Source organism: Halalkalibacter sp. HAAS-P014 (genome assembly GCF_056619965.1).
The window spans coordinates 33,660-58,654 of record NZ_JBWQTV010000014.1 but is presented as its reverse complement, the minus strand read 5'-3'; the positions used below and the strand labels follow the sequence as shown (position 1 = coordinate 58,654).

The 24,995-nt window shown below is 37.0% G+C and carries 20 protein-coding genes; 4 read left to right on the top strand and 16 right to left on the bottom strand.

Annotation, left to right across the window (positions count from 1 at the left end):
* Positions 1 to 102 precede the first annotated feature (102 nt).
* A complete protein-coding gene (nfsA, locus tag AC1FXZ_RS11735; RefSeq protein WP_480053793.1) occupies positions 103 to 846 on the bottom strand; it encodes an oxygen-insensitive NADPH nitroreductase in 744 nt (247 codons plus the stop codon).
* A gap of 149 nt (positions 847 to 995) precedes the next feature.
* Between nfsA and AC1FXZ_RS11730 the strand changes: the two genes are divergently transcribed.
* Positions 996 to 2,174, top strand: a complete 1,179-nt coding sequence (locus AC1FXZ_RS11730; protein WP_480053791.1) for a DUF418 domain-containing protein — start codon at positions 996 to 998, stop codon at positions 2,172 to 2,174.
* A gap of 172 nt (positions 2,175 to 2,346) precedes the next feature.
* Here the strand turns inward: AC1FXZ_RS11730 and AC1FXZ_RS11725 are convergent, their stop codons facing one another.
* From AC1FXZ_RS11725 to AC1FXZ_RS11690, 8 genes are all read right to left on the bottom strand, one after another.
* Positions 2,347 to 3,879: a two-component system sensor histidine kinase NtrB gene (locus tag AC1FXZ_RS11725; RefSeq protein WP_480053789.1), complete on the bottom strand. Its 1,533-nt coding sequence runs from the start codon at positions 3,877 to 3,879 to the stop codon at positions 2,347 to 2,349.
* A 186-nt stretch (positions 3,880 to 4,065) separates the two neighbouring features.
* Positions 4,066 to 5,265: an ornithine--oxo-acid transaminase gene (locus AC1FXZ_RS11720; RefSeq protein WP_480053787.1), complete on the bottom strand. Its 1,200-nt coding sequence runs from the start codon at positions 5,263 to 5,265 to the stop codon at positions 4,066 to 4,068.
* Between the two features lie 46 nt (positions 5,266 to 5,311).
* Complete coding sequence (gene rocF / locus AC1FXZ_RS11715) at positions 5,312 to 6,217, bottom strand: arginase (RefSeq protein ID WP_480053785.1); 906 nt, start codon at positions 6,215 to 6,217, stop codon at positions 5,312 to 5,314.
* Positions 6,218 to 6,278: 61 nt separating this feature from the next.
* Positions 6,279 to 7,196 carry a proline dehydrogenase family protein gene (locus AC1FXZ_RS11710; protein ID WP_480053783.1) on the bottom strand — a complete coding sequence of 306 codons (918 nt, stop codon included), beginning with the start codon at positions 7,194 to 7,196 and terminating at the stop codon, positions 6,279 to 6,281.
* A 231-nt stretch (positions 7,197 to 7,427) separates the two neighbouring features.
* Positions 7,428 to 9,668 (bottom strand): MASE3 domain-containing protein, encoded by a 2,241-nt coding sequence (locus AC1FXZ_RS11705; RefSeq protein ID WP_480053781.1) that lies wholly within the window; start codon positions 9,666 to 9,668, stop codon positions 7,428 to 7,430.
* Positions 9,669 to 9,833: 165 nt separating this feature from the next.
* A complete protein-coding gene (yhbH, locus tag AC1FXZ_RS11700; protein WP_480053779.1) occupies positions 9,834 to 11,006 on the bottom strand; it encodes a sporulation protein YhbH in 1,173 nt (390 codons plus the stop codon).
* Positions 11,007 to 11,276: 270 nt separating this feature from the next.
* Positions 11,277 to 11,810: a signal peptidase I gene (lepB, locus tag AC1FXZ_RS11695; protein WP_480053777.1), complete on the bottom strand. Its 534-nt coding sequence runs from the start codon at positions 11,808 to 11,810 to the stop codon at positions 11,277 to 11,279.
* A 312-nt stretch (positions 11,811 to 12,122) separates the two neighbouring features.
* Positions 12,123 to 14,018 carry a PrkA family serine protein kinase gene (locus tag AC1FXZ_RS11690; protein ID WP_480053775.1) on the bottom strand — a complete coding sequence of 632 codons (1,896 nt, stop codon included), beginning with the start codon at positions 14,016 to 14,018 and terminating at the stop codon, positions 12,123 to 12,125.
* Between the two features lie 549 nt (positions 14,019 to 14,567).
* Between AC1FXZ_RS11690 and AC1FXZ_RS11685 the strand changes: the two genes are divergently transcribed.
* On the top strand, positions 14,568 to 16,427 hold the full coding sequence (locus tag AC1FXZ_RS11685; RefSeq protein ID WP_480053773.1) for a transglycosylase domain-containing protein: 1,860 nt from the start codon (positions 14,568 to 14,570) through the stop codon (positions 16,425 to 16,427).
* A gap of 229 nt (positions 16,428 to 16,656) precedes the next feature.
* On the opposite strand, the gene AC1FXZ_RS11680 is transcribed toward AC1FXZ_RS11685, so the two are convergent.
* The 5 genes from AC1FXZ_RS11680 to queG all read right to left on the bottom strand — a co-directional run bounded on the left by AC1FXZ_RS11680 (position 16,657) and on the right by queG (position 21,191).
* A complete protein-coding gene (locus AC1FXZ_RS11680; RefSeq protein WP_480053771.1) occupies positions 16,657 to 17,214 on the bottom strand; it encodes a DUF5366 family protein in 558 nt (185 codons plus the stop codon).
* Positions 17,215 to 17,702: 488 nt separating this feature from the next.
* Positions 17,703 to 18,176 (bottom strand): tRNA (uridine(34)/cytosine(34)/5-carboxymethylaminomethyluridine(34)-2'-O)-methyltransferase TrmL, encoded by a 474-nt coding sequence (trmL, locus tag AC1FXZ_RS11675; RefSeq protein ID WP_480053769.1) that lies wholly within the window; start codon positions 18,174 to 18,176, stop codon positions 17,703 to 17,705.
* Between the two features lie 215 nt (positions 18,177 to 18,391).
* Entirely contained in the window at positions 18,392 to 19,276 is an 885-nt protein-coding gene (locus tag AC1FXZ_RS11670) for an amidase domain-containing protein (protein WP_480053767.1), read from the bottom strand.
* A 175-nt stretch (positions 19,277 to 19,451) separates the two neighbouring features.
* Positions 19,452 to 19,982: a methylated-DNA--[protein]-cysteine S-methyltransferase gene (locus tag AC1FXZ_RS11665; RefSeq protein ID WP_480053765.1), complete on the bottom strand. Its 531-nt coding sequence runs from the start codon at positions 19,980 to 19,982 to the stop codon at positions 19,452 to 19,454.
* Between the two features lie 69 nt (positions 19,983 to 20,051).
* Positions 20,052 to 21,191: a tRNA epoxyqueuosine(34) reductase QueG gene (gene queG, locus AC1FXZ_RS11660; protein WP_480053763.1), complete on the bottom strand. Its 1,140-nt coding sequence runs from the start codon at positions 21,189 to 21,191 to the stop codon at positions 20,052 to 20,054.
* A 75-nt stretch (positions 21,192 to 21,266) separates the two neighbouring features.
* Between queG and AC1FXZ_RS11655 the strand changes: the two genes are divergently transcribed.
* Positions 21,267 to 21,938 (top strand): B3/B4 domain-containing protein, encoded by a 672-nt coding sequence (locus AC1FXZ_RS11655; protein WP_480053761.1) that lies wholly within the window; start codon positions 21,267 to 21,269, stop codon positions 21,936 to 21,938.
* Positions 21,939 to 22,010: 72 nt separating this feature from the next.
* Positions 22,011 to 22,451 (top strand): Dps family protein, encoded by a 441-nt coding sequence (locus AC1FXZ_RS11650; RefSeq protein WP_480053759.1) that lies wholly within the window; start codon positions 22,011 to 22,013, stop codon positions 22,449 to 22,451.
* A 64-nt stretch (positions 22,452 to 22,515) separates the two neighbouring features.
* On the opposite strand, the gene AC1FXZ_RS11645 is transcribed toward AC1FXZ_RS11650, so the two are convergent.
* Both AC1FXZ_RS11645 and AC1FXZ_RS11640 read right to left on the bottom strand, forming a co-directional pair.
* Positions 22,516 to 23,022: a ferritin gene (locus AC1FXZ_RS11645; RefSeq protein ID WP_480053757.1), complete on the bottom strand. Its 507-nt coding sequence runs from the start codon at positions 23,020 to 23,022 to the stop codon at positions 22,516 to 22,518.
* A 79-nt stretch (positions 23,023 to 23,101) separates the two neighbouring features.
* Entirely contained in the window at positions 23,102 to 24,769 is a 1,668-nt protein-coding gene (locus tag AC1FXZ_RS11640) for a glycerol-3-phosphate dehydrogenase/oxidase (RefSeq protein WP_480053755.1), read from the bottom strand.
* Positions 24,770 to 24,995 lie beyond the last annotated feature (226 nt).

Below are 24,995 nucleotides of genomic sequence, written 5' to 3'. Positions count from 1 at the left end.
GTATATCTAACGGCAAGAACCCGAGTCTTGGGCTCCCCTCTCCTTCATCCTACCTAGAATAATTGTAGCTTATTTGTTGGGGGATATTTCTTTTGAGTCACTTTATCGCTTCAAAAAGCCTTGTTTCTTCAGAAAGTCTCCAACTTGAGGACGCCTTGGTGTTGCCAGAAAATTAGCCATTAGTTCTGACCACATATCAGAGCGCTTACCATTTGTTCTTTCATAATAATAATCTTTCATCTCTTCATCATATTCAGCAACAGCTGTTTCTATTTTTGTTGTATCATATTCCTCTATATGTACAACTGCTTCTTTTGGCAACCGGGGCTTCTGTGCTGGGTTTTGGTCTGGATAGCCAATACATAAGCCCATTACAGGAAATGAATACGGAGGCAGCTTCAATAACTGGGAAACAGCTTCAATATTGTTTCGGATCCCACCAATCATCACTCCACCAAGTCCATACGACCTTGCAGCTACTAGCATATTTTGTGCAACGAGAGCTGCTTCTACTGCTCCAACTAATACTTGTTCTTGTTCGCCTACTTCAAAAGCTTGGCCGTGTTTATCACTCGTATGCTTTAACTTGCTAAAATCAGCACAAATCACAAAAAAGATTGGGCAAGATTCAACATAGGCTTGATTACCGGCAAGTTCTGCTAACTTCTTTTTCTTTTCTTCCCCTTGAATCGTAATAATACTATATGCTTGAATATGATGAGATGTAGGAGCCCATCTTCCTGATTCTATGATTTCTTCGATTTCCCAATCAGGAATTTCTTGATCTGTAAATGCTCGAATCGAACGATGACTTTTTAATAAATTGACAACATTGTTATTCTCCATATGTAACGCCTCCTATTGGTTTTGTCTCTTCCATTAGTTTACAAGAGTTTTCAATTGAAATCATCTTTCATTTACTAAATAAGGTCGGATATTGCCCCTTTAGTGGAAAACCTTTACAATTAAACTGTTAGTTAAGGGAGGAAAGTAATATGAATACATATTCAAATCCATTACATGAAAGCGACCGAATTCTCTCCCTAGATCTTATGAGGGGTTTTGCGTTACTTGGCATCTTATTAGCAAATAGTTTGCACTTTCAGTATGGATTGCTACTCGCTCCCCAAATTCACAATTATTATCCTTTAGGAATAATTGACCGAGTTACTGAAGCGATTATTTTAACATTTGCTGTTTCTAGTTTTTATACTCTGTTTTCATTTTTATTCGGTTACGGGATGGCGTTCTTAAAGGAACGTTTGCAGCAACAAAACTTACCCTATACTACTTTATATTGGCGCCGTAATGGTATTCTTTTATTCATTGGCTTACTCCATGGGATCTTTATATGGGATGGCGATATATTATTTACTTATGCACTCAGTTCTTTTATCCTCTTTTTCTTTTTGAAATTCAGTTCAAAAAGCTTGTTCATTTGGGCTTTTATTCTTTTATTCTTTATGGTTCTGTCGATTGGAACCCCCGTTGAAGATACAAGTGCTCTAGATGAGCAAATACTTTCTTATTCTATTGAAGAAAAAGAAGTTCTTACCTCTGGAAGCTACCTGGAAGTAGTTACTTTCCGTTTGTTCTCAGATCCACTAGGATTAGAAGGCTTTGGTACTTTCATTTTGCACGTAACGGCCATGATTAGCGTTTTAGGAATGTTTTTACTAGGCGCATACGTTTGCCGAAAAAAATGGCTCTCAAATGTATCCGAACACAAACACCTTATTAAACGAGTATGGTGGATAACATTATTACTAGGGTTTCCTAGTAAAATCGCCTTTTTGTTCAATGATAATTATACTTATGAAATGCTTCATATGACTGTTGGGGGACCTTTAGTTGCCATGTTTTATGCTTCTAGTATTGTCCTAATCGCATCTAGTAATCGAGGTCAAAAACTGTTAATGCCTCTTTCCTATGTAGGCCGACTTTCTTTGACTAATTATTTATTACAATCGATTGTTTTTACGACTTTCTTTTACGGCTATGGACTGGGCTACTTTAGCAGTATCGGTATTTTTCTAGCAACGTTACTCGCTATCTCATTTTTCATATTACAAATAGGTATTAGCAAGTGGTGGCTCAAACACTTTTATATCGGCCCTTTCGAATGGTTTTGGAGACTAGGAACCTACCTCAAAGCCCCAAAACTCCGACGCTAAAGGGGGTGTTGCCAAAGGTCTGAACTTGACCTTTGGCAACACCCCCGAAGCAATGAGCGGAGTCGCTACCTCTTTTAAAGCCATGAGAGATGTGACCTTCTTCTCTCATGGCGCGTAGCGAACGGAGCCAGTGCTTAGGTCGAACTTAACCTTCTTTAACACACCCTCTTTCTTATTTTACGTGAGCACTTGGACGAAAGATCAGTTCAACTCTAAGACCTTTTGAAGGTAAATTTTGATAACTTACTTTTCCTCCATGTTCACTCATAATTTTATGTATTATAACTGTTCCAAGGCCGGTTCCTTCAGCCTTAGTTGTAAAAAATGGCTCCCCTATCTTTGTAACTGCTTCGGAATTAAGACCACAACCGTCATCATCAATAACTATCATGACACCTTCATTATTTTTTTCCAAAGATATTTGAATCGAACCACCGAACTTTATCGCTTCTACCGCATTTTTTAACACATTGATAAAAACTTGTTTCACCTGATTAGGATCGGCTTCAATGAAAGGTAACTGATTGATTATTTTCTTTGTTACTTGGATTTCATGTTGCTTGAAATATCCATTATAAAGAAGTAACACATCGTCCAGTAAAAATTCTAGATCGACTTGCTTTTTTACATTTGCTTGAGGCTTAGCTAACATCAGAAGTTCATCAACAATTAAATTCATGCGCTTTAACTCATCAACCATTATTTCTTTTTTCTTATCAGATTTCTCGTCCATCATTTCAACAAAGCCGATTAATACGGTAAGAGGATTTTTCAACTCATGGGCAACTCCAGCGGCAAGACGTCCGACAGATGATAGCTTCTCAGCTTGCATCACCTGTTCTTCCGTCTTTCTTTTTTCCGTTACATCTTGGATAAAGGCTGAGTATATTTTCCCTCCCGAGGACGATACGATTTCAGATACTGATACATTTACTGAAATATTCTGATTTTCTTTTGTTTTATGTATTTGCTCAATATATGGTTCGCTTTGCATTTTTATATCTTTCCACTCTTCACCTAATAAAAATTGAATGTTATTTTTTTCAATTTCTTTTGAAGAAAAACCATACAAACGTTCAAATGCTGGGTTAGAGGCAAGAATGTCTCCATTTTCCTCAAACATGACAATTGCTTCTTTTACGTTTGTAAACAATGAATCCAAATGCGCTCGTGTTGCCTTAAGTTCAAGCAACGCTTGATGCTCATTGCTTTGTGCTTTCATCCACAGCTCTTTTGTAAAACGTATATGAAAAACAAAAAAGATAATTGTTAACATGCAAAAGACCACAAATGTCAAAACCTCTGCTTCCTCAACAAACGAAAAAATCTCCTCAAAAAAATGAACAAAGAAAAAGATAATCATCGTTGTAGCAATTCCTCCTGCATACAACAAGGCATCTATTCGTTGATATAACGAAGCTAACATCACACCAAAAAAGATGAACATAAAATAGCCTATTTCTAAATAAATCAAGTTAACAAAGAAAGTATATATAAAAATTCCAGTAATCATTACATACATCATAATGACGGGTTTCTTTATCACTTTATATAAAACTAGCAATATCGTACAAGTAAGGACACCAACTGGAGGCCAAACATAATCTGGAAAAAATAGTCCATCTAACATCAATAGAAATACACAGCATATCCAAATCATTATGATTAATAAACGGTTACGGTTATGTAAAAATTGGGATGTCACACACAAGCCTCCTTACAATAAAAAAATAAGTATAATTTCTACTATACAAGACTCATATGATAAAAATCGACATTTTTCACTTGAAACGTAATGATTTTCACTTTAAATCTTGTAGGTCATTATTACTATCTCAAAAAAACAGCAACATTTGTAACTAATGCTGCTGTCATTTAGTGAGTGATTCAGTTAATGCTTCATTAATAAAACTTGCTTTATTTTTTCCAAGGACCACTTAAGATCTTCTTTATCTACTATTAATGGAGGGGCTAAGCGAATGACATTTTCGTGAGTCTCCTTACATAAAACTCCTTGTTCCTTCAACCGTTCGCAGTAAATTCTAGCTGGCACAGTTAATTCAATTCCAATAAATAAGCCTCTCCCTCGAACCTCTTGAATGACTGGATTAGTGATGCTTTTTAGTTCTTTTAGTAAAAACTCACCCAATTCTAAAGAGCGTTGAACCAATTGTTCCTCCTCAATCACTTCAAGCGCCGCCAAAGCAACAGCACATGAAAGAGGGTTACCTCCAAACGTTGATCCGTGAGACCCTGGTTCAAACACATGTAAGATGTCGCTATTTGCTGCGACAACCGAAACCGGAACAACCCCACCTCCTAGCGCTTTCCCGAGTATATACATATCAGGTTTAACACCTTCCCACTCACACGCAAAGAGCTTACCAGTACGTCCTAAGCCAGTTTGGATTTCATCAGCTATAAATAGAACATTCTCTTTCTGACACAACTCAAAAGCATCTTTCAAAAAGCCTTGAGGTGGAATTCGGATACCAGCTTCCCCTTGAATTGGTTCTATTAAAAATACTGCCGTCTTTGCTGTAATCGCCTTCTTTAATGCCTGTAGATCTCCATATGGAACAATCTTAATTCCAGGAAGAGTAGGCCCAAATCCACGTTTATAATTTTCATTTGAAGATAAGGAAACAGCAGCAATTGTTCGACCATGGAAGTTGTCTTCACAGACGATAACCTCTGCCTCATTTTCAGAGATTCCTTTACAATCATAGGCCCAACGTCTAGCTGCTTTAATAGCTGTTTCAACTGCCTCAGCACCTGTATTCATCGGTAAAACCATATTTTTCTCAGTCAACTTAGCGACCTTTTCATAGAAAGGTGCTAACTTATCATTATGAAATGCCCGAGAAGTCAACGTTACTTTCTTTGCTTGTTCTGTTAAAGCAGCTATAATCTTCGGATGACAATGTCCCTGATTAACAGCTGAGTACGCGCTCAACATATCCAAGTATTTATTGCCTTCTGGATCTAGTACCCACGCTCCTTGTGCTTCTGAAATAACGATAGGTAGTGGATGATAATTCCTTGCACCATATAACTCTGTTTTTTTGATGATTTCTTCCGTTTTTTTCATCGCTATCCCCTCTTTTAAAGAGCCTTTATTAGATATTATCCTTAATTTATAAAAGCTTTCTCCCTAAGAGTGAGGCAATCAATTCTGTTGCTACATCGGCCGTTTGATTTTTATTATCTAGTATAGGGTTCACTTCAACGAATTCTGCAGAAGTTACAATGTTTGCTTCTGCTAACATTTCCATTGCTAAGTGACTTTCCCGGTACGAAACACCACCAAGAACAGGTGTTCCAACCCCTGGGGCATCACTAGGATCAATTGAGTCAAGATCAAAACTTAAATGAACTCCATCTGTCCGATTAGCTAAATAAGTTATTGCCTCTTCCATCACTGTTGTCATTCCTTTACGATCAATCTCATGCATCGTAAATACTTTTATACCTTTTTCCTTTATTAAATCACGTTCGCCATCGTCTATTGACCTAGCTCCAATGATAACGATATTCTCATATTTAATTTTTGGTTGGTAACCACCAATCCCTGTTAACAACTTGTGTCCTAATCCGAGATTGATAGCAAGGGGCATACCATGAATATTTCCAGAAGGTGACGTATTTTCAGTATTTAAATCAGCATGAGCATCAAACCAAATTACTCCAAGCTCTTTGTAATACTTGCTTATCCCTGCAATGGAACCGATACTAATGCTATGATCACCACCTAAAACTAGTGGAAATCCTCCTTTTTCAATGATTCCATTTAGCTCTCTACAAAGTTCTTCACTGGCTTTTATAACCTCTTGCAGATTCCGTAAGTTTTTCTCTCTATTTGTGCCGTTAGAGGATCGATTAATGTGGATATCTCCGTAATCTTTCACATGAAAACCTAGCCTGTTAATTTCATCAATTAAGCCTGCATACCTCATAGCACTAGGACCCATATCAACTCCACGGCGAATTTGGCCTAGGTCCATAGGAACTCCAATTATTGAAACAGTTTTTTCCTTCCCCATAATGAAACCCCTTTCAAAAGACGTTACACTACTTGCTAGTTCCAACTACTCCACTGCTAAACTATTTCGAGAAAAATCCTTTAAGTGCAAAGGAAACATTTTGAGGCCTTTCTGCTAACCGTCTCATAAAGTATCCGTACCAATCACTTCCAAAAGGTACATAGACTCTCATCGTGTAACCCTCTTTGGCAATCTCATCTTGCATCTCTGTACGAAAACCATATAGCATTTGAAACTCAAACTGTGACTTGGGAATATTACGTTGTTTACAAAACTTCTTGACTCCTTCTATAATTCGATGATCATGACTGGCTATAGCAGTGTAACTACCAGTTAACAAATGTTGTTTTATTATTTCAAGATAATTTGCATCGATCTTGTCTTTCTCTTGATACGCGACTTCAGGCGACTCTTTGTATGCACCTTTTACTAAGCGCAAGGGGATATCTTTTAAATTCTCTAAATCTTTCTTGGCGCTATATAAATAGGCTTGAATAACTGTACCAACATTATCATAGTTCTTCCGTAATTCTTTTAATATCTTTAAAGTTTGATAATAATGAGCGTAATCTTCCATATCAATCCTGACAAAGGTATTTGTCTGTTTAGCGACTTTAAGAATTTGTTCCATATTTTCCAAACAGAAGTTTTGGTCAATATCGAGACCAAGTTGCGTTAGTTTCAAAGAAAGATTACAATTTGCCCCCTTTGCTGAAATTGCGTCTAGCGTTTCAATACATATATTGGTAGATTCTATTGCCTCTTTTTCATTTTGAACAAATTCGCCTAAATGATCGACTGTACATACTAACCCTCTATCATTAAGGCTTTTTACAACCTCCATGACACTTTCAACGGTCTCTCCCGCTACTACTTGTTGCGCCCCTAGCTTCAGGCCCCACCTTTTTGCAGTTTTGTTTAGAATTTTATTTTTTGATAAATAGAGAAAGAAGTTTTTTGAGCACTTGTGTATGAACATAAACATTCTCCTCTCTTACTTTTTCAAAGCTGCCTAAAAAAAGATGCTGATCCCATCCATTCTCCACGAGCATCTAAATCACTTATTAAAAAATAGGGGTTTTTTACATAAATTAAACTACCCCACATAATAGTGAGGTAGTTATCTTTACTTATTTATATGCACGTAACATAAAATGATTCTTAGTCACAGATAGACAGTTTCCCTATTTCTTCGTTTGAAAATTGACAACTATTGTTCTTCTGAAAAATTGACAGGCAGTCTAATTGTCATGACTGTTCCAACATTCGTTTCACTTTCTATATGTAGAATTCCTTTATGTGACTCAATAATCTTTTTACTCACCATCAGCCCTAGTCCAGTCCCTTTTTCTTTTAAGGTGTAAAAAGGCTCTCCTAATTTTGGGATCAATTCTTCTGGAATACCATTACCTTCATCAGTTATCGATATCGATACATATTTTTCATGGGCCGATAACTCCGTAGTAATTGTCCCTCCATTCTGCATTGCCTCCATGGCGTTTTTGTAGATGTTAATAAATACTTGTCGTAATTGGTGTTTATCACAATACACATCCGGTAATACTCCATTTACTACCGTTACCATTTCAACATCATTCAATATCGATTGAGGCTGCAAGAATTGATTCACTCCGTCAGTGATTGCTTGTATGTCTTCCATTTGATAAGTAGTTGCTTGTGGTTTAGCTACCACCATAAATTCATTTGTAATCATTTCAAGACGATCGATTTCATTAAGCATGATCTTGATATAGTCTTGCTTCTTGTCGTCAGCATCCATCTGGAGTAATTGGAGAAATCCCTTAATGGTTGTGAGTGGATTTCGAATCTCATGCGCAAACCCTGCTGCAAGTTCACCTACAACCGATAACTTTTCTGTTCTTCTTAATAATTCTTCAGTCTCAATCAACTTCGTAATATCAACAACCGATCCCAGAACTTCAGTCGTTTCCCCATTATTTATAATTGGCTTTAAGGAAACTAGAAAAAAGGACCCATCATTTCCTTCATATTGAAATTCAACCTCTTCTCCTCTCCAAGCTCTTTCATGATGGTGATCTAGTAACTCACATTGCATCGTATTATATAGTTTTTGTACCGGCTTCCCTATTCCTCGTTTTGGAGATATACCAGACTCATAGAGCATTTTTCCATTTAACAGTGTATAAACAAATAGATTGTTCTCCTTTTTAAATTTAAATATTAACCCATTATATTGTTCCAGTATTTCTTGTATTTCCTTTTTGGCACGGTAAAGTTCTTTTTCTGATTCAACTTTTTCAGAGATATCTCGGATAATAGCGGCACATAGAACCGTTCCATCATTATTTTCCATTGGTGAAACCGTCATGCTGACACCTATTTTGCTGTGATCTCTCCTTTGCCGAGTCGTCTCAAAGTCAACGACTGAACGTCCCTCTTTTAATTCTTTTCTTATGAATGAGAACTCTTCTTTTTTATCATCCGGTATCAAAAAGTCAACGTTTAACGGTTTATCAACCTCATAACCAAACATCCTAGTAAATGCAGGGTTACGACGAATAATATCTTTTGTATTCAATTCATAAATAAAGATGGCATCATCAGTATTAGTAAAAAGAAGCTCAAGTTCACTTTCGATGTCTAATAGCTTTTCTTCAGTCTGTTTTTTATTTTCAAATGGTAATTGTATATTCACATAATAGAACGCTTTCAAAATAAAAAAGTAACCTACCACTTTAAAGACATGAGCAATAATAACGGTTAAGTCAAATACTGAGCTATAAAGCGTGACAGTTAGTCCACACAATATTAAGAAGACACACGCAAGCATTAAATTAAGATAAAATTGGCTACTTTCCTTTCTATACTTTTTCCACAGTAAAATAATCGCAATCGTATGAAGTATAACGACAATGTATTCAAATGAATTCTTTAACAAAGTAGGACCTGTTCCACTAAGTAAAATGGGGAATTGGTTCACGTATTGAATAACAAAGTATGTAATGACAGCTGTGAAACTAGCAAAACCAATCATCCAATAGAATTTTTCATCCTTGTTTTGTATTAGTGAGGTTGTACTTAAGAAAAATACACCTACCATAAATACTACCACTTCAGTCATCCTAGCTAACACCCAAAACCACGTCATTATTTGATGTCCTGAATTTATAAAGAAGGGCATCCCAGGATGGAGCAATGTATGCAACAAATCAAAATAACCTACTGTTAAGAAGGTAAACGAAATGAGAAGTAATAACCTCGATTTAGTATGAGGGAAAGTTAACCAACCATAGATAAAAATGGAAAATGAAACCGCGATGCTTAGAAACTCCAAGACCGTATGGATAAATAAATGATTAGTAAGATTATAAGAGTTGGTTGGTACACCAGAAAAGACTATTGTGAAAAATAGAAGAATGCCTGCCATTGCCAGTAAAATAGAATTTCGCTCACTCCTGCTGACCTTCACTTGTTTCACCTCTAACATAAAGTTCTGAATAATTTTACTTTTCTATATGATTATAACATTACTTAAGCCTCTTAGAAAAATTTCTTTTATATAAGACTCCAAGACACAAATAAACTCCCTAATAGAAAGTTTTACTACAATCTATTAGGGAGTTTATTAGATTAGTTAAGCCAGAGCTTCCTCTTCCTCTTTTTTAAAGAATGTTTTCATCGCGTGATATACATCACCTTTTTCCTTTAAAATATGGTAACGGAAGCGAATATCGTCAATGTTTTTATATGCACTCATCAGTGTTGAATGACGGCTATATTGATTGACTTCTCCATACCCAAACATACTTGAGACATCCATTAATTTTTCAACTAGCTTTAAACATCTTGCATTGTCAGAAGTAAGGTTATCTCCATCAGAGAAGTGAAACGGATAAATATTGTATCGTTTTGGATCATATTTATTATCAATCACTTCTAGGGCTTTTCTGTAAGCCGATGAACAAATCGTTCCACCACTCTCACCTTTATTGAAAAAGTCTTCCTCTGAAACAACCTTTGCTTCAGTATGGTGAGCAATAAATTCAATATCCACTGTTTCATATTTCGTCCTTAGAAAACGAGTCATCCAAAAGAAGAAACTTCTTGCCATATACTTTTCCCAGCGCCCCATGGACCCACTTGTATCCATCATCGCGATAACGACTGCTTTTGACTCAGGTTTGGTCACTTCATTCCACGTTTTAAAACGAAGGTCGTCATTATAAATTGGGTTTAATCCAGGTCTACCTTCTAGCGCATTTCGTTTAATTGCAGATAAAATCGTTCTTCTCTTATCAATATTACCCATAAGGCCTTTTTTACGAATATCATTAAAATCAATATCTTCAATCTTAATTTCATCTTCTTCTTTCTTTTGTAGGTTCGGTAACTCTAACTCGGAAAAAAGCATCTCCTGTAATTCCATGATCGACACTTCTGCTTCAGAATAATCCTCTCCAGCTTGGTCGCCAGGACCTCTTCCTTTTCCTGGTCCTTGTTGTTTCTGAGCATTTGGATCCCTTGCTACAACATCCCCAACTTTACTGTCGCCCTCGCCTTGGCCAACATGTTTATTTTTATCATAATTATAACGAATTTTGTATTCATCTAAAGAACGGATTGGAATACGAATCACATCTCGACCGTTTGACATAACGATGTTTTCTTCACTAACAAGATCAGGTAAGTTCTTTTTAATCGCTTCTTGGACTTTTTCCTGATGACGTCGTTGGTCTTGATGTCCTTTGCGATGAAGAGACCAATTTTCTTGTGACACGACAAATTGACGTTGATTATTTTTCGTCATGTGATTCCCCTCCCTTTGTATCATTCATAAATTTACTTTTTCGTAGAAAACTTTTCATTTCTTTTCACGTTTTCAAAAAATGAAGCATACAATGGTCTCGAGCCGCGTGGATAAGGTGCCTTTAATAAAACTGGCTTACTTTATCCTATGCAGACAGGGAGGAGAGTTGCTAATAAATTCTGACAAATTAACTATTTTTAAAAGTGGACAAGCAAAAGGGGCTGTCTCAAAAGGTTGGTTTGTAACCTTTTGAGACAGCCCCCTACTACTCTATTTTATTAATCCTGCTTCTTTTATTGGCCAAAAGCGCAAATCAACTTTTCCGACAATTTGCTCAACTGATATAAACCCAAGTCTACGACTATCTAAACTATTTGGTCGATTGTCGCCTAAAACAAAAACATGACCTTCTGGCACTTCCTCAGGGATCGCAAAATCATTAGTATACGGCCCCCAATTGTATTCCATTACTCTCTCTTCTAAAAAAGGCTCAATAACAGGTTCATTGTTAATAAAAAGCACATCATCCCTGTAGTGAATTGTATCCCCAGGTAAACCGATTATACGTTTTATGTAATCTTCTTCTTCAGTAGCATGAAAAACAACCAAGTCAAATCTTTCCGGTTCCGAAAAACCATAACCAATTTTATTTACGATGAATCGCTCTCCATCGTACACACTAGGTGTCATAGACTCCCCTTGAACTTCATAACTCGTGAACACAAACGTTCGAATTATTGCAGCAAAAACAATGGCTATTATAAATGCTTTTCCCCATTCCAACCAATCATTGTTTCTTTCCACATTATTTCCCCCGACTCGCTCTTTCCTTTTAACTTACCAAAGAAATGCCATTTTAACAAGTAGAGGATGTGGCTTCAGCCTTACTCATGCTTGCTCAAAAGAGCAGAAAAGATTCTAGGATTCTTTAAATTTAAATTCCCCTATGATTCGAAAACTCTTGCAATCATTTTATACCACTTCATTTTGGCACCTCATGAAGCAATGGGGACTGTCGCTACAAAAACCTTGAGAGAAGTGAGTTTCTTCTCTCAAGGCACGTAGCGAACGGCGTCATTAAAGCTTTGTTACACTTTAAAAGTACTTTCGCTCCTATTATCTGTTTAACAGACTTCCTACATAGCGAAGCAATTCATTTGCTGAAACTGAATTATACCCATGTTCATCAATTAATCTTGCTATTACTTCATTTACTTTCTTCAATTGATTCTCATCAGGTGTTTTGGTTGAAGTTGTAATCTTAACAATATCTTTTAAATCAGCAAATAACTTTTTCTGTATTGCTTCACGTAATCTCTCATGCGAATTGTAATCAAACTTCTTCCCTTTACGAGCATAAGCAGAAATTCGAATCAAAATTTCTTCTCTGAAAGCTTTCTTAGCATTTTCAGAGATACCAATTTGCTCTTCAATTGAGCGCATTAACTTTTCATCTGGTGTCATCTCTTCACCAGTTAGTGGATCGCGAAGTTTATTTTTATTACAATATGCCTCAACATTGTCTAAATAGTTATCCATTAACGTCTTCGCGGACTCATCATAGGAATAAACAAATGCTTTTTGAACTTCTTTCTTTGCAATCGCATCATATTCTTTTCTAGCTACTGCAATAAAATCCATATAACGTTCACGATCTTCTTTTGAAATCGAAGCATGCTCGCTCAATCCTTCTTTAATAGACCGTAAAACATCTAACGCATTAATAGATGTTAGCTGCTTACGAATAATTGCAGAAGAAATACGATTGATGACGTAACGTGGGTCAATACCACTCATACCCTCATCTGGATCTTCTTGCTTTAACTCTTCTAAGTCTTGAGCATTAAAGCCTTCGACGTTCTCACCATCATATAATCTCATCTTCTTAACTAGATCAATGCCTTGTTTATTCGGCTCTTTTAGTCTTGTTAAAATAGTGAAAATTGCGGCAACTTTTAACGCGTGTGGAGCAATATGAACATGAGAGAGATCACTATCTTCAATCATTTTTTTATAAATTCGTTCCTCTTCACTCACCTTTAAATTGTAAGGAACCTTCATTACAATAATACGGGAATGTAGAGCCTCATTCTTTTTATTTGAAATAAACGATTTATACTCTGATTCATTGGTATGAGCTACAATTAACTCATCCGCACTGATTAATGCAAACCTACCTGCTTTAAAGTTTCCTTCTTGCGTGAGAGAAAGTAAGTGCCATAAGAACTTCTCATCACATTTGAGCATCTCCTGAAACTCCATCATCCCACGGTTTGCTTTGTTTAATTCTCCATCAAATCGGTACGCTCTCGGATCTGATTCAGAGCCATACTCTGCAATCGTAGAGAAGTCAATACTACCAGTCAAATCAGCGATATCTTGTGATTTTGGATCAGAAGGACTAAATGTCCCAATTCCTGTCCGTTTATCTTCAGAAAAGAATACTCTTTCAACTAATACATCTTCAATCCTTCCACCATATTCTTCTTCCACGCGCATCATGTTTAATGGGGATAAATTCCCTTCAATTTTAATCCCGTATTCTTCTTGAAATTCTTTTCGTAAATGGCTAGGAATTAAGTGAAGTGGATCCTCATGCATTGGACAACCTTTAATAGCATAAACCGCACCCTTGTCAGTTCTTGAATATTGTTCTAAACCACGTTTTAGCATCGTCACTAAAGTGGATTTCCCCCCACTAACAGGCCCCATGAGTAAGAGAATTCTCTTTCTAACATCAAGCCTTTTGGCTGCCGAGTGGAAATATTCTTCAACTAATTTTTCAAGCGACTCTTCCACACCATAAAGTTGATCCTTAAAAAAGGAATACTCCTTTTTCCCGTTTTCCTCTTCCACACCGGCATCTTTAATCATATTATATACACGGGAATGAGCTGTTTGTGCAACCCAAGGCTTTTCCTTTAGCAACTCTAAATAATCAGCAAATGTACCTTCCCATCTTAAACGTTCTTCCTCTTCTCTAAACTGTTCTACTTTTTTTAATATACTCATTATCGTACCTCCATCCTCGTGTTCAAGAGCGCGATTAATAAACCATATGCAATAAAGAAAGTGAACATGCATCAGAATTTAGATCAAACTCAAAAAGGTTGATTTTTACCTTTTTGAGTTTGATCTAAGCAATGTGCGAGTCGGGGCTTTCTTTTTAGTCAGGGATGAGTGCACTTCTCATACCTTACGTGCTCCGGACGAAGCCATTGCCCCTTTTTCAAAAAGGTTGTTTTTTACCTTTTTGAGTTTGATCTAAGCAATGTGCGGAGTCGGGGCTTTCTTTTTCCTGACTAAAGAGCTCCCGGGTAGATTCAGGAGGGCCATGGCTCCACTCGCCGTGCGCTTTTTGAGAAATTCGCTCAAAAAGCTTAAAAGAATACGGCGGCTACACACATGGCTTCAAGAGCCACTGAAAAAGGGAAAAAGACCTTTTTCCCTTTTTCAGTGGCTCTAAGACTTATTCTAGCTTCCCTACTGTTTCCAACACCACAAATAGGTTTTTGATGGTACAATTAATAGCGAATAAACTGAAATGAGTGTGTAAAAATTATGTTGAAGTCTATTACTGGTTGGATTTTAATTGCTCTTATCTTTATTGTCTTTACTTTCTTGATCGTTGAAGTAACAGCAGAAGTGCAAGAGGTCAAATCATTGTCTGAAGTATTAAATGAGCATATTAACATTAGTGAAATCAATCTTTCAAAGAATAGTATGATCTATGATCGTAATGGTGACGTCATCAGCGAAGTATACCGTGATGAAAACAGGATTTACTTACCATATGAGGAAATTCCAGATGTGGTCATTAACGCTTTTATCGCTACAGAGGATCAACGATTCTTTGAGCATAAAGGGTATGACCTAATCGGAATTGGAAGAGCTCTTTACTCAAATGTAAAAAGTGAAAGCATTGAAGAAGGGGCAAGTACGATGACTCAGCAGGTTGCTCGAAACCTATTTTTAACTCATGACCAAACATATAATCGTAAATTAAGTGAAATCTTATATGCCCATGAGCTTGAGAAAACCTATACGAAAGAAGAAATTATCGAGTTGTATATTAACACCATATACTTTAGCAATGGCGTGTATGGAATAGAAGCTGCCAGTCGCTATTATTTCAATAAACCAAGTGAAAGATTAACCCTTTCGGAAGTTGCCTTTTTAAGTGCTGTTCCGAACAACCCAAGTCACTATGATCCATTAAAAAATAGTGAACAGACAAAGTTAAGAAAAGATTGGATTCTAACGAAAATGGTAGAAGCCTCATATATAACAAAAGAACAATACGAAGAGGCACTTGAGGAATCCATTGAATTAAATGTTAGAAGAAAAACAGATTTACACCCTGACTATGTTACCTATATTCACTCTGAATTTAGTGAGTTAGTCGCTGAGAGTGAAGGGTATAATCAAAAACTTTCAAAGGCTACATCAAGTGAGGAAAAAAAGGAGATTGAACGGACACTACAGGAAAGAGTAAACCACTTACTACAATCTGGCATTCATATTGAAACAGCATTAGACCCATTTTTACAAAGCTTAGCTATTAAAACCATTGATAGACACGTGCCAGGAGATGTACAAGCATCAGCCGTGATGCTTGATCACAAAACTCACGAAATTATAGCTCTTACAGGTGGAAAAGATTACAGTAAGTTTGACTTCCATAGAGGCTTTCAAAACCCAAGACAACCTGGTTCAGCTATCAAACCATTGCTTTCATATGCACCTTATTTTGAAGAACTTGATGTTCCAATTCAAAGTACGATTAATGCTGACAACGTTTGTATAGGGAATTATTGTCCAAAAAATTATGCAGGAGGACAATATGGTTCAGTTTCCTTAACATCGGCGTTCAAACATTCTTATAATACACCGGCTGTTCGTATATTGGATCGAGTTGGTATTGATACAGCATTTTCTTACCTTGATAAGTTCTCATTTTCTCACATTGATAAAGAAAATGATTACCATCCGTCGAGTGCTTTAGGTGGGTTTTATTATGGTATGACCCCTCTTGAATTAACGAGTGCTTATACGGCTTTTGGAAATGATGGTATGTACCGTCCTTCTAAAGGAATTCGAAAAGTTACCGATACAGATGGAACGATTTTATATAGTTGGGACGAAAAAGAAGTAGAAGTGTGGAGCACGTCTACAAATGAAAAGATGCGTAAGCTTTTATCTGAAGTTATCAATAGTGGAACAGCTACAAGGGCTCAAATATCAGCGTCATACTCAGGTGGAAAAACGGGAACGACAAATGATTACCATGACTTGTGGTTTGTCGGGTTAACAGACGAGTATACAACCGGTGTTTGGGTTGGAAAAGATAAGCGTTCATCTATAGCCCATTTAAATAATAACAGACCTCATTTGCAAATCTGGCGTGAACTTATGAGATAAAAAAACATCCCCACCAAGACCGAGGACGCTTTAAAAGTACCTCGAAGAAGCGCAATGGCTCCACACGTTACACGCCTTGCTATGAGAAACCCACTCATAGCAAGGCTTTCAAAAAAGGGTAACGGCTCTGCACATTGCCTAAGGACCAGGTGGGGAAAAGACGGTAACCAGCAAAAGCGGCTGATTACTTCAAAAAACATCCCCACCAAGACCAGGTGGGGATGTTTTTTTACAGTGGCAAGCTTGCCATGAAGCTGTTGTATAGTTTTAACAGTGCGAACACTATGGCTAATATGAAGGCGCTCCAAAAGACAACTTGGAAAAAGACGAATCCTATAAGGCCCGACATATTTAATGTATCACTAATCTTATATACTAGAAAAACGAAGTATACTAAGCTTGCCAATACAAATACAATTGTTATAACAATCAGGTATTGTGCAAGAAGAACAGCTATCACACTAGCAATTAAGAAAATCCAGGATCCTGCTTTAACTTTATTTAACTCATTTCCTTCTTCGTCTTTTGAGAAAAAAAGCATTGAAAGTTCTATTGTTGTATCGGCAATTAATTTCAAAGCCGAAAAAACCATGAAGAAAAATAATAGTAGTAAAAATAATAACGTAAGTTTAATTCCACTTTCAGAGATGAACTCTAACATTCCACTATATACTCCTAGAGTCACTAACTCAGATAGAATATACCCTTGAACATAAATAGCAAATGCAAGACTGAATAATAATATAGAAATAAGAGGAAAGTGGCTAGTGATGTATCGGTTTGACAACTGAGACGTCTCCTTCTTTCAAACGTAAGTTTAATTAAATTTTAAACACTTTCATGTATCTTTCATTTCTTTCTACGTTAAATTGCTTTATAATGAACTTATGAATTGTACAAGGAGGAAATTGACATGGGTACTTTGCTCATCCTTGGTGTTAGTATTGTTTTCTTAGCAGCTATTTTCACTGCTGGCTATGAAGATAATCCACACAAAAACTAATTTACTAAAAAATCGACCAGTCTCTTCCGGAGAGTGGTCGATTTTTTTCCCTCTACCGTCTTTACGTTAGGCTGACTCGCATACTTTGTTGTTTTCACATGTTCGTTCCATTTCGCTCCAGTCACTCGCTTTCCGTGGAGAGGTGCCGAGCCTCTCGGTGCGCCTGTGGGGTCTCGCCCCTACCTCTAAATCCCACAGGAGTCGAGCGACTTCCGCTTCATTTCACTACGAGTAAAAACTTTCTAATAGCAACAATCTTTACGAAAATAGCCTTACGTTAAGTCTTTAAAACCCTGTTGTCGAATTGCTTCATAAATTACAATGGCTGCTGTATTGGATAAATTGAGCGACCGTATTTTATCTGTCTGAGGGATGCGAAAACATTTTTCTTTATTCTCTTCAATAATGCTCGCTGGCAAACCTGTTGTTTCCCTACCAAACACAAAGAAATGATCAATTTCCTCATTTGAGTAATCAAACTCACTATAGTTTTTTGTGCCTACTGTTTCAATAAAGTAAAAAGCACCCTTTGGATACTTCTCAAATAACTCGTCCATCGAATCATAATACTTAATGGAAACACTTGGCCAGTAATCACAGCCTGCACGTTTAAGCATCTTATCATCTGTTGAAAAGCCCAATGGACGGATTAAATGCAATGTCGTATTCGTACCTGCACACGTTCTTGCAATATTCCCTGTATTTGCTGGTATTTCTGGTTGATAAAGCACGATATGTAACCCCACGTGCATACACCTCTATTTCTTCTTTTTTAACTCGACAAAATCCATTATACCACCTGTTAATAAAAGAAGAAATGATCAATAGATAATGAACCTGTAGACTTCCTTTTGTTGATTTGGAGATTAGCTCAAAAGTAAGCTTTTACTCCCCTGGAAGATGAAATTTCTGCTTATAAACCAGGTTCAAGCCAATTCGAGCTAACCTCTTCACATTCCACTTAAGTAATAATATGAAAAAACTTATATTTAATATTAGGAGTCCATGCAGTAGAATCTTCATACTTCCAAAAGCGCATCCTACTATTCGTCGTTTGAGCATTCACAAGTGGTTCTCCATTAGCATCTTTATCTACTACAATGGTTGTATGCTGCCACCTTCCGTCTCCATTAAAGTCGTAACAAATGATATCGCCCGGTTCAAGTTCAGTAGCACTGTCTCTCTCTTCCCCTCTTAAACCTTGATTAGAACCACTTAAATGCCACCTAAGTGCGTGAGCAACAGACCAACTATAACTCCAGTTATCGGAACGAAACCACCAACCATTTGAACGGTCTGGGTAACCTCTCATTTGTGCTCCACCTGCTTGCAAACATTGAGATATAAAATTTGTGCAATTATCCGTGAATTTTCTATATTTCGGATTATAATCATCCCACCATCTTTCAGCATATCGAACAGCTTCACGACGATTGTAAGAACGGTTATTTTCTATCTCATCGTTTCTTACTTCATATTCATCATATGATTTTGGCTCTCCTTCCTCCTCTTTGGGCTCAAGGACGATATCTTCTACCAATTCATCATTAACAAAAGTAGCCCTCCTATGTTCAATTTGTTCCTCAAGATAAACTTGGTCTTTTAAGTGAATTAAATATTCACACTGTTGCCGATAATCAATGTGTTGTTTGTCATTATCCTGAATGGACCCAATTATATCCCCTTCTACATAAGCACGAACTATCTCTGCTCCCCTTTCTTGATTCATCCTAAGCTTCTGTTGAATTATTTCATCTGCACCCTCCTCTCCTCTTAAGTCCTGGACATATAGGCTATTTCTTCTCTCAATTAACTCGTGCAATTGTTTTACATACGAATCTCTCATCTTTCACTCTCCTCTCTAATTAACAACTTATGCCCACTGGCTTGTTTATGATGTTATGTGATACAAAAAAACGAAAAGCAGATGTTACAACTCTGGATACCATAAATGCTGTATTGTTATATGATCCGTTCAAAAAAAAAGACTCCAGGTCTACTTTGGACCTTGAGTCATCTTCTTACGATATTTGTTCAATTGCTCCCTCTAGACTTAAAAGGAGCTCTTTCTTTTCTAAACCTCCCCCATATCCAACCATATTTCCATTGCTTCCGATAACACGATGACATGGGATAATGATCGGGATTGGGTTTTGGTTATTTGCACCTCCAATAGCCCGAACAGCTTTTGGTGCACCAATTTTCTGCGCGATTTCTTTATAAGAGTTCGTTTTTCCGTATTCAATTTCTTTTAGTGTATTCCATACTTTCTTTTGAAATTCTGTTCCACATAAATCCAGTGTTACGTCAAATGTATCACGTTTACCTTTAAAATATTCATCTAGTTGCTCGCACACCGGTTTCAAGGTTTCCTTACAACGAACAACTTCATCGTTGCGTCCTTGTTTTTTTAACCAAGCTTTTAGGGCAGCCATACATTTTGATAATTCTCCAAAACATATGTGGCATACACCTTTTTCTGTAGCAACAATCGTCAGGGGGCCAAGGGGACTATTCATTTCATCGACATAGTTTATTAATTGCGTTGTCATATAATCCCTTCCTTCCAATGTCCAATCTTTTCCTTATCTTACATTACATAAACAAGTTTCGCTTGTTTATCAATGTTTATTTTTAATCAATTTCAGCCCTTTTTCAATTTCTTGAAGAACTTTTTCATCATTTTCTTTATTTTTCGCTTTATTTAACGTATCTATCTCTTCTAAGCGACCTATTTCACCAATTGCCCAAGCCGCTGTTCCTCTAATGACAGGGCGAGGATCATTTTCAACTAAATCTGTTAGTACTGGTAATGCCTTCTGATCTTTAAAATGGGCCAGAGCTATAATCGCATTTCTTTGTATTGGTTTCTTTCCTCTCCAAGAACCAGATATATGACCAAACTTCTCTTTAAATTCACGATTACTTATTGTAAGCAATGGAATTAATTTCGGTTTCGCTATTTCTGGCTCTGCTTCCATCTCTGGATGAATGTGAAAGTCCTTACCTTTATTTTCTGGACAAACTTGCTGACATGTATCACATCCGTAAAGGCGATTACCGATTTTCTTACGATATTGTTCAGGAAGAAAGTCCTTCGTTTGTGTTAAATAGGCTATACACTTTTGAGAATCTAATTGCCCACCTTGAATCAAGGCCCCTGTTGGACAAGCATCAACACATTTATTACAAGTCCCACACTGCTCGGTAATTGGACTATCCGGTTCAAATGAAATCGTCGTTACTAGTTCTCCTAGATAAACATAACTTCCAAATTCCGGTGTAATGATCGCGCAATTTTTCCCACTCCATCCTATCCCTGCTCGTTCTGCCACCGCCCGATCTGAGAGCTCTCCTGTATCAACCATTGAAACCGTTCTAGCTCCTTCTACTCTCTCCTGTAAAAAATGCTCAATCTTTTTTAACCTCTCTCGCAAAACATCATGATAGTCTCTGCCCCAAGATGCTCTACAAAAGATCCCTCTCCGATCTTCACGTGTATTCTTAGGAGGATTGTTCATTTTAGAAGGGTATGCTAACGCTATCGAGATAATTGTTCTAGCGCCTTGTAGTAGTTTCTCAGGCTGGACACGCTTCTCTATATCAGACTCCTCAAACCCTGACTGATACCCAAGTTTTTGTTGTGTTAGAAGTCGATCTTTTAATTGCAAAAAGGGGTCTGCTGAAGCAAATCCAATTTTGTCGACTCCTATTGTTTTACTATATGCAATGAGCTCATCCTTTAATTGGGCAAGTGTCATGGTCGATCACCTTTCTTCAATCATTTCCTACCAATATGCTACAATGAAACCAAAAGTAGCGGGAGGAAAGCACCTATGATCAATGTTTTAATTGATGAATCCGTTTCATCTATCGTTCCTACCTTTAAAATGGGGATAATCCAATATAATAATATCGTGATTAGCGATTCACCTCAAATGTTAAAAGGCCGATTACAGTTTTTTCAAGAAACGCTGAAAGTCGAACTAGAATCGACGGAGTTAACTGATTTTAAAGGAATTTCTGAGTGGCGTCAAACGTTTAAGTCACTAAAAATTGATCCTGGAAGATACCGTCCTTCTCATGAAGCCCTTTATCGCCGTATAAAGAAAAAACAGCCCTTGCCTCTTATTCATTCAGCTGTTGATTTGAATACGTTCTTCTCATTAGAATACGTAATCCCTTTAGGTATCTATGATTTAGATCGAGTCTCAGGCGATGTTACGGTAAAACAGGGCGATGAAGCCGATTCCTATGAAGGCGTTAACGGTCGTCTAAATAAAATGAGTGGCAAGATCGTAAGTGTTGATAAAATTGGTGCATTTGGCAGTCCCATTGTCGATTCAAAGAGAACGAGTGTCACGAAAGACACAACGTCTGCTCTTCACCTTTTTTATTTGCGTCCATCTATGGAAATAGAAGAAGCAGATAAATTACTACAAGCAGCTGGAAATATGTTTACCCAAATCCATGGAGGAAATTTTTGTCATCAAGTTGTAACTAATTAATGATAATTTTAGTTTATAATATGGAAAGAATGGGTAATAGTAAAGTGAAGGTATTTTAAGGAGGTTATTTATATGAGTCAGGAAAAAGTATCTACAATCTTAAACAAACAAATTGCAAACTGGAGTGTTCTATTCATTAAGCTTCATAACTATCATTGGTATGTGAAAGGTCCTGCATTTTTCACACTACACGACAAATTTGAAGAGCTGTACAATGAAGCTTCGTTGCATATTGATGAATTAGCAGAACGACTTCTTGCTTTAAAGGGACAACCTGTTGCGACAATGAGTGAGTTTCTTGAAACAGCATCTATTAAAGAAGCTTCTGGAAGTCAAGATGCTGAATCGATGGTCGGTGAACTTGTAAATGATTTTGACACTTTAATTGATGAGCTAAAAGAAGGAATGGAAGCAGCTGATTCATTAGGAGATGAAACAACTGCAGATATGCTTCTTGCGATCCACCAATCTCTTGAAAAACATAACTGGATGCTGCGTTCATTCCTAAAATAAGAAGAAGTCCCTCTGTTCATGAACCAGAGGGATATTTTTCTTCTAAAGAGGATTAATCATGTACTTATTCAGTTGCAGGCGTGAATGTACGTTTAGAAAATTCTTCGTCTAACATAAAGAAAGCATTGCTATCATTATCAATACGTTTCAGTTTCTGAATAATACTATCAAACATATCTTCTTCTTCTACTTGCTCCTCGATAAACCACTTCAAAAATGTCATCGTAGCGTGCTCACGTTCATCTAATGCTAAATCTGATAAATGGTAAATTTTCTTTGTTACTTCTTTTTCTTGCTCTAATGCTTTTTCAAACACGTCTAACACTGATGTAAACGTATTATTAGGCTCCTTCAACTTATGAATTGTTGCTCTAGCACCTAATGAGTTAAGGAAATTATAAAATTTCATTGCATGAAACCGTTCTTCCTCAGCCTGAACAAGAAAAAAGTTTGCAAACCCATCTAAGCTTTCATCAGAACAGTAAGCTGCCATTGCTAAATAGGAATGAGCCGTGTAAAATTCAAAATTCATTTGATCGTTTAACGCTTCTTTAAGCTTTTTATTTAACATAATAGACCTCCATTTCCCAATATCTCCATATTATATCATTTCGCCACTAGGCTATAAATTAATTCACCTAAACTTATTCTTAGCTAACTCTATTGCCATTATCTTTGTCATCTGCTGGAAATCGAGCATAATAAAGTTCCGTTTCAAGGGTAGAAATATGATATTCCTTCTCTTCTCTCGACCAGTTAAACCTCTTTGCCATATAGGAAGTAACGGGTTCTTTCCATTTTACTACCCGATCAATCTGAAAATATAACTTACTCGTTCGGCGATTAAAGAAGTCAATAGGAGTTGCTACCATCTCTTTTTCAATTCCATATTGAAGTTGTGCTAATAGCAGTGATGGAATAGAGCAGTCTCGTGCCCCCTCACTATCATGCAAGCGTTTATAAATTTGGTCAATATTGGAACCATACAACTTAACAACCTGTTGCGCTTCGCTTTTACTTAAACCAAGACTTATTCCTTCTTTTGTTTTCTTTTCTAAGAAGTCAAAAAACTTATCTGATCCACCAACATCTCCTCCAGATAAAGGAATTTCAGCTGTTTGACATGGGCGATAATTTCCTAATTCCTTTGCGACTATATCCACAACTCTTTCGGCCATTTTACGGTACCCAGTAAGTTTTCCTCCGGCAATAGAGATTAATCCAGTCTTCGAGAAGAAAATCTCATCTTTTCTTGAAATTTCAGTTACACTTTTTCCTTCTTCATGAATTAACGGACGCAACCCTGCCCAACTAGACTCAATATCTTCTGCAGTAACGTTTACAGCTGGAAACATATATTGAATGGCACGAATCATGTAATCCTGATCCTTTTTTGTCACTCGTGGGTGCATCAGACCTTCATTGTATACAGTATCTGTCGTCCCTACATAAGTCTTTCCGTTACGAGGAATAGCGAAAATCATTCTTCCATCCATTCCAGTGTCAAAGTATACGGCTTGCTTTAACGGAAACCTAGTTTGGTCAATGACAAAATGAACTCCTTTTGTAAGATGTAAATACTTTCCCTTTTTTGAATTGTCCTTTTCACGAATTGTATCGACCCACGGTCCAGTTGCGTTAACAATTTTCTTTGCGTAAATCGTATATTTCCCCCCAGATAACATATCCTTAACTTGAACAGCGACCATTTTCCCGTTCTCATAAATGAACCGTTCAGCCTTCGTATAATTGGTTGCCTTTGCGCCCCTAGCAACCGCCTTTTTTATAACTTCTAATGTTAAACGAGCATCATCTGTTCGATATTCTACATAGATCCCTCCACCCAATAAGTCGTTTTTTCGGATAAGGGGCTCTTTCATTAATACTTCGCTTTTATTGAGCATTTTTCGGCGTTCTTGTTTCTTAACACCAGCTAAGAAATCATAGAGCTTTAGACCAGTTGATGTTGTTAGTTTGCCAAAGGTACCGCCTTTTATCAGTGGTAGTAGCATTGGCTCTGGTGTCGTAACATGTGGAGCATTCTCATAAACAATTGCACGTTCTTTTCCAACCTCTGCTACAAGTAACATCTCCAATTGTTTCAAGTAACGAAGACCACCATGAACGAGCTTTGTAGATCGACTCGAAGTTCCTGCAGCAAAATCCTGCATTTCGATTAAACCAGTATCTATCCCTCTTACTTGAGCATCTAGAGCTATGCCAGCACCTGTAATTCCTCCACCGATTACGAGTAAGTCTAAAGGTCTTTTGCTCATATTTTCTAAGATCGCTTGTCGATTTTCACTTGAAAAAGTCATCAACTTTATCTCCCCTTTTTCCTAGAAGTATGTAGAAAAAGTAAAAAGAGAACAGCAACCTGCTATAGCGAAAAAAAGACCACAACACCCCTAATCAGCTAGAAAGCAAATTTGAGCGTTGTAGTCTTTTTCTAATCCCGAGAGCAATTTATTAACTTACTTACATTATACATTTTTTGTCATTATTTTCAATACTTATTTAAAAACTTGAGCAGCTTTTACTGCT

Coding starts and splice junctions, on each gene's coding strand:
- nfsA (WP_480053793.1), bottom strand. CDS start 846: ATGGAGAATAACAATGTTGTCAATTTATTAAAAAGTCATCGTTCGATT.
- AC1FXZ_RS11730 (WP_480053791.1), top strand. CDS start 996: ATGAATACATATTCAAATCCATTACATGAAAGCGACCGAATTCTCTCC.
- AC1FXZ_RS11720 (WP_480053787.1), bottom strand. CDS start 5,265: ATGAAAAAAACGGAAGAAATCATCAAAAAAACAGAGTTATATGGTGCA.
- rocF (WP_480053785.1), bottom strand. CDS start 6,217: ATGGGGAAGGAAAAAACTGTTTCAATAATTGGAGTTCCTATGGACCTA.
- AC1FXZ_RS11710 (WP_480053783.1), bottom strand. CDS start 7,196: ATGTTCATACACAAGTGCTCAAAAAACTTCTTTCTCTATTTATCAAAA.
- yhbH (WP_480053779.1), bottom strand. CDS start 11,006: ATGACGAAAAATAATCAACGTCAATTTGTCGTGTCACAAGAAAATTGG.
- AC1FXZ_RS11690 (WP_480053775.1), bottom strand. CDS start 14,018: ATGAGTATATTAAAAAAAGTAGAACAGTTTAGAGAAGAGGAAGAACGT.
- AC1FXZ_RS11685 (WP_480053773.1), top strand. CDS start 14,568: ATGTTGAAGTCTATTACTGGTTGGATTTTAATTGCTCTTATCTTTATT.
- AC1FXZ_RS11670 (WP_480053767.1), bottom strand. CDS start 19,276: ATGAGAGATTCGTATGTAAAACAATTGCACGAGTTAATTGAGAGAAGA.
- AC1FXZ_RS11665 (WP_480053765.1), bottom strand. CDS start 19,982: ATGACAACGCAATTAATAAACTATGTCGATGAAATGAATAGTCCCCTT.
- queG (WP_480053763.1), bottom strand. CDS start 21,191: ATGACACTTGCCCAATTAAAGGATGAGCTCATTGCATATAGTAAAACA.
- AC1FXZ_RS11655 (WP_480053761.1), top strand. CDS start 21,267: ATGATCAATGTTTTAATTGATGAATCCGTTTCATCTATCGTTCCTACC.
- AC1FXZ_RS11650 (WP_480053759.1), top strand. CDS start 22,011: ATGAGTCAGGAAAAAGTATCTACAATCTTAAACAAACAAATTGCAAAC.
- AC1FXZ_RS11645 (WP_480053757.1), bottom strand. CDS start 23,022: ATGTTAAATAAAAAGCTTAAAGAAGCGTTAAACGATCAAATGAATTTT.
- AC1FXZ_RS11640 (WP_480053755.1), bottom strand. CDS start 24,769: ATGACTTTTTCAAGTGAAAATCGACAAGCGATCTTAGAAAATATGAGC.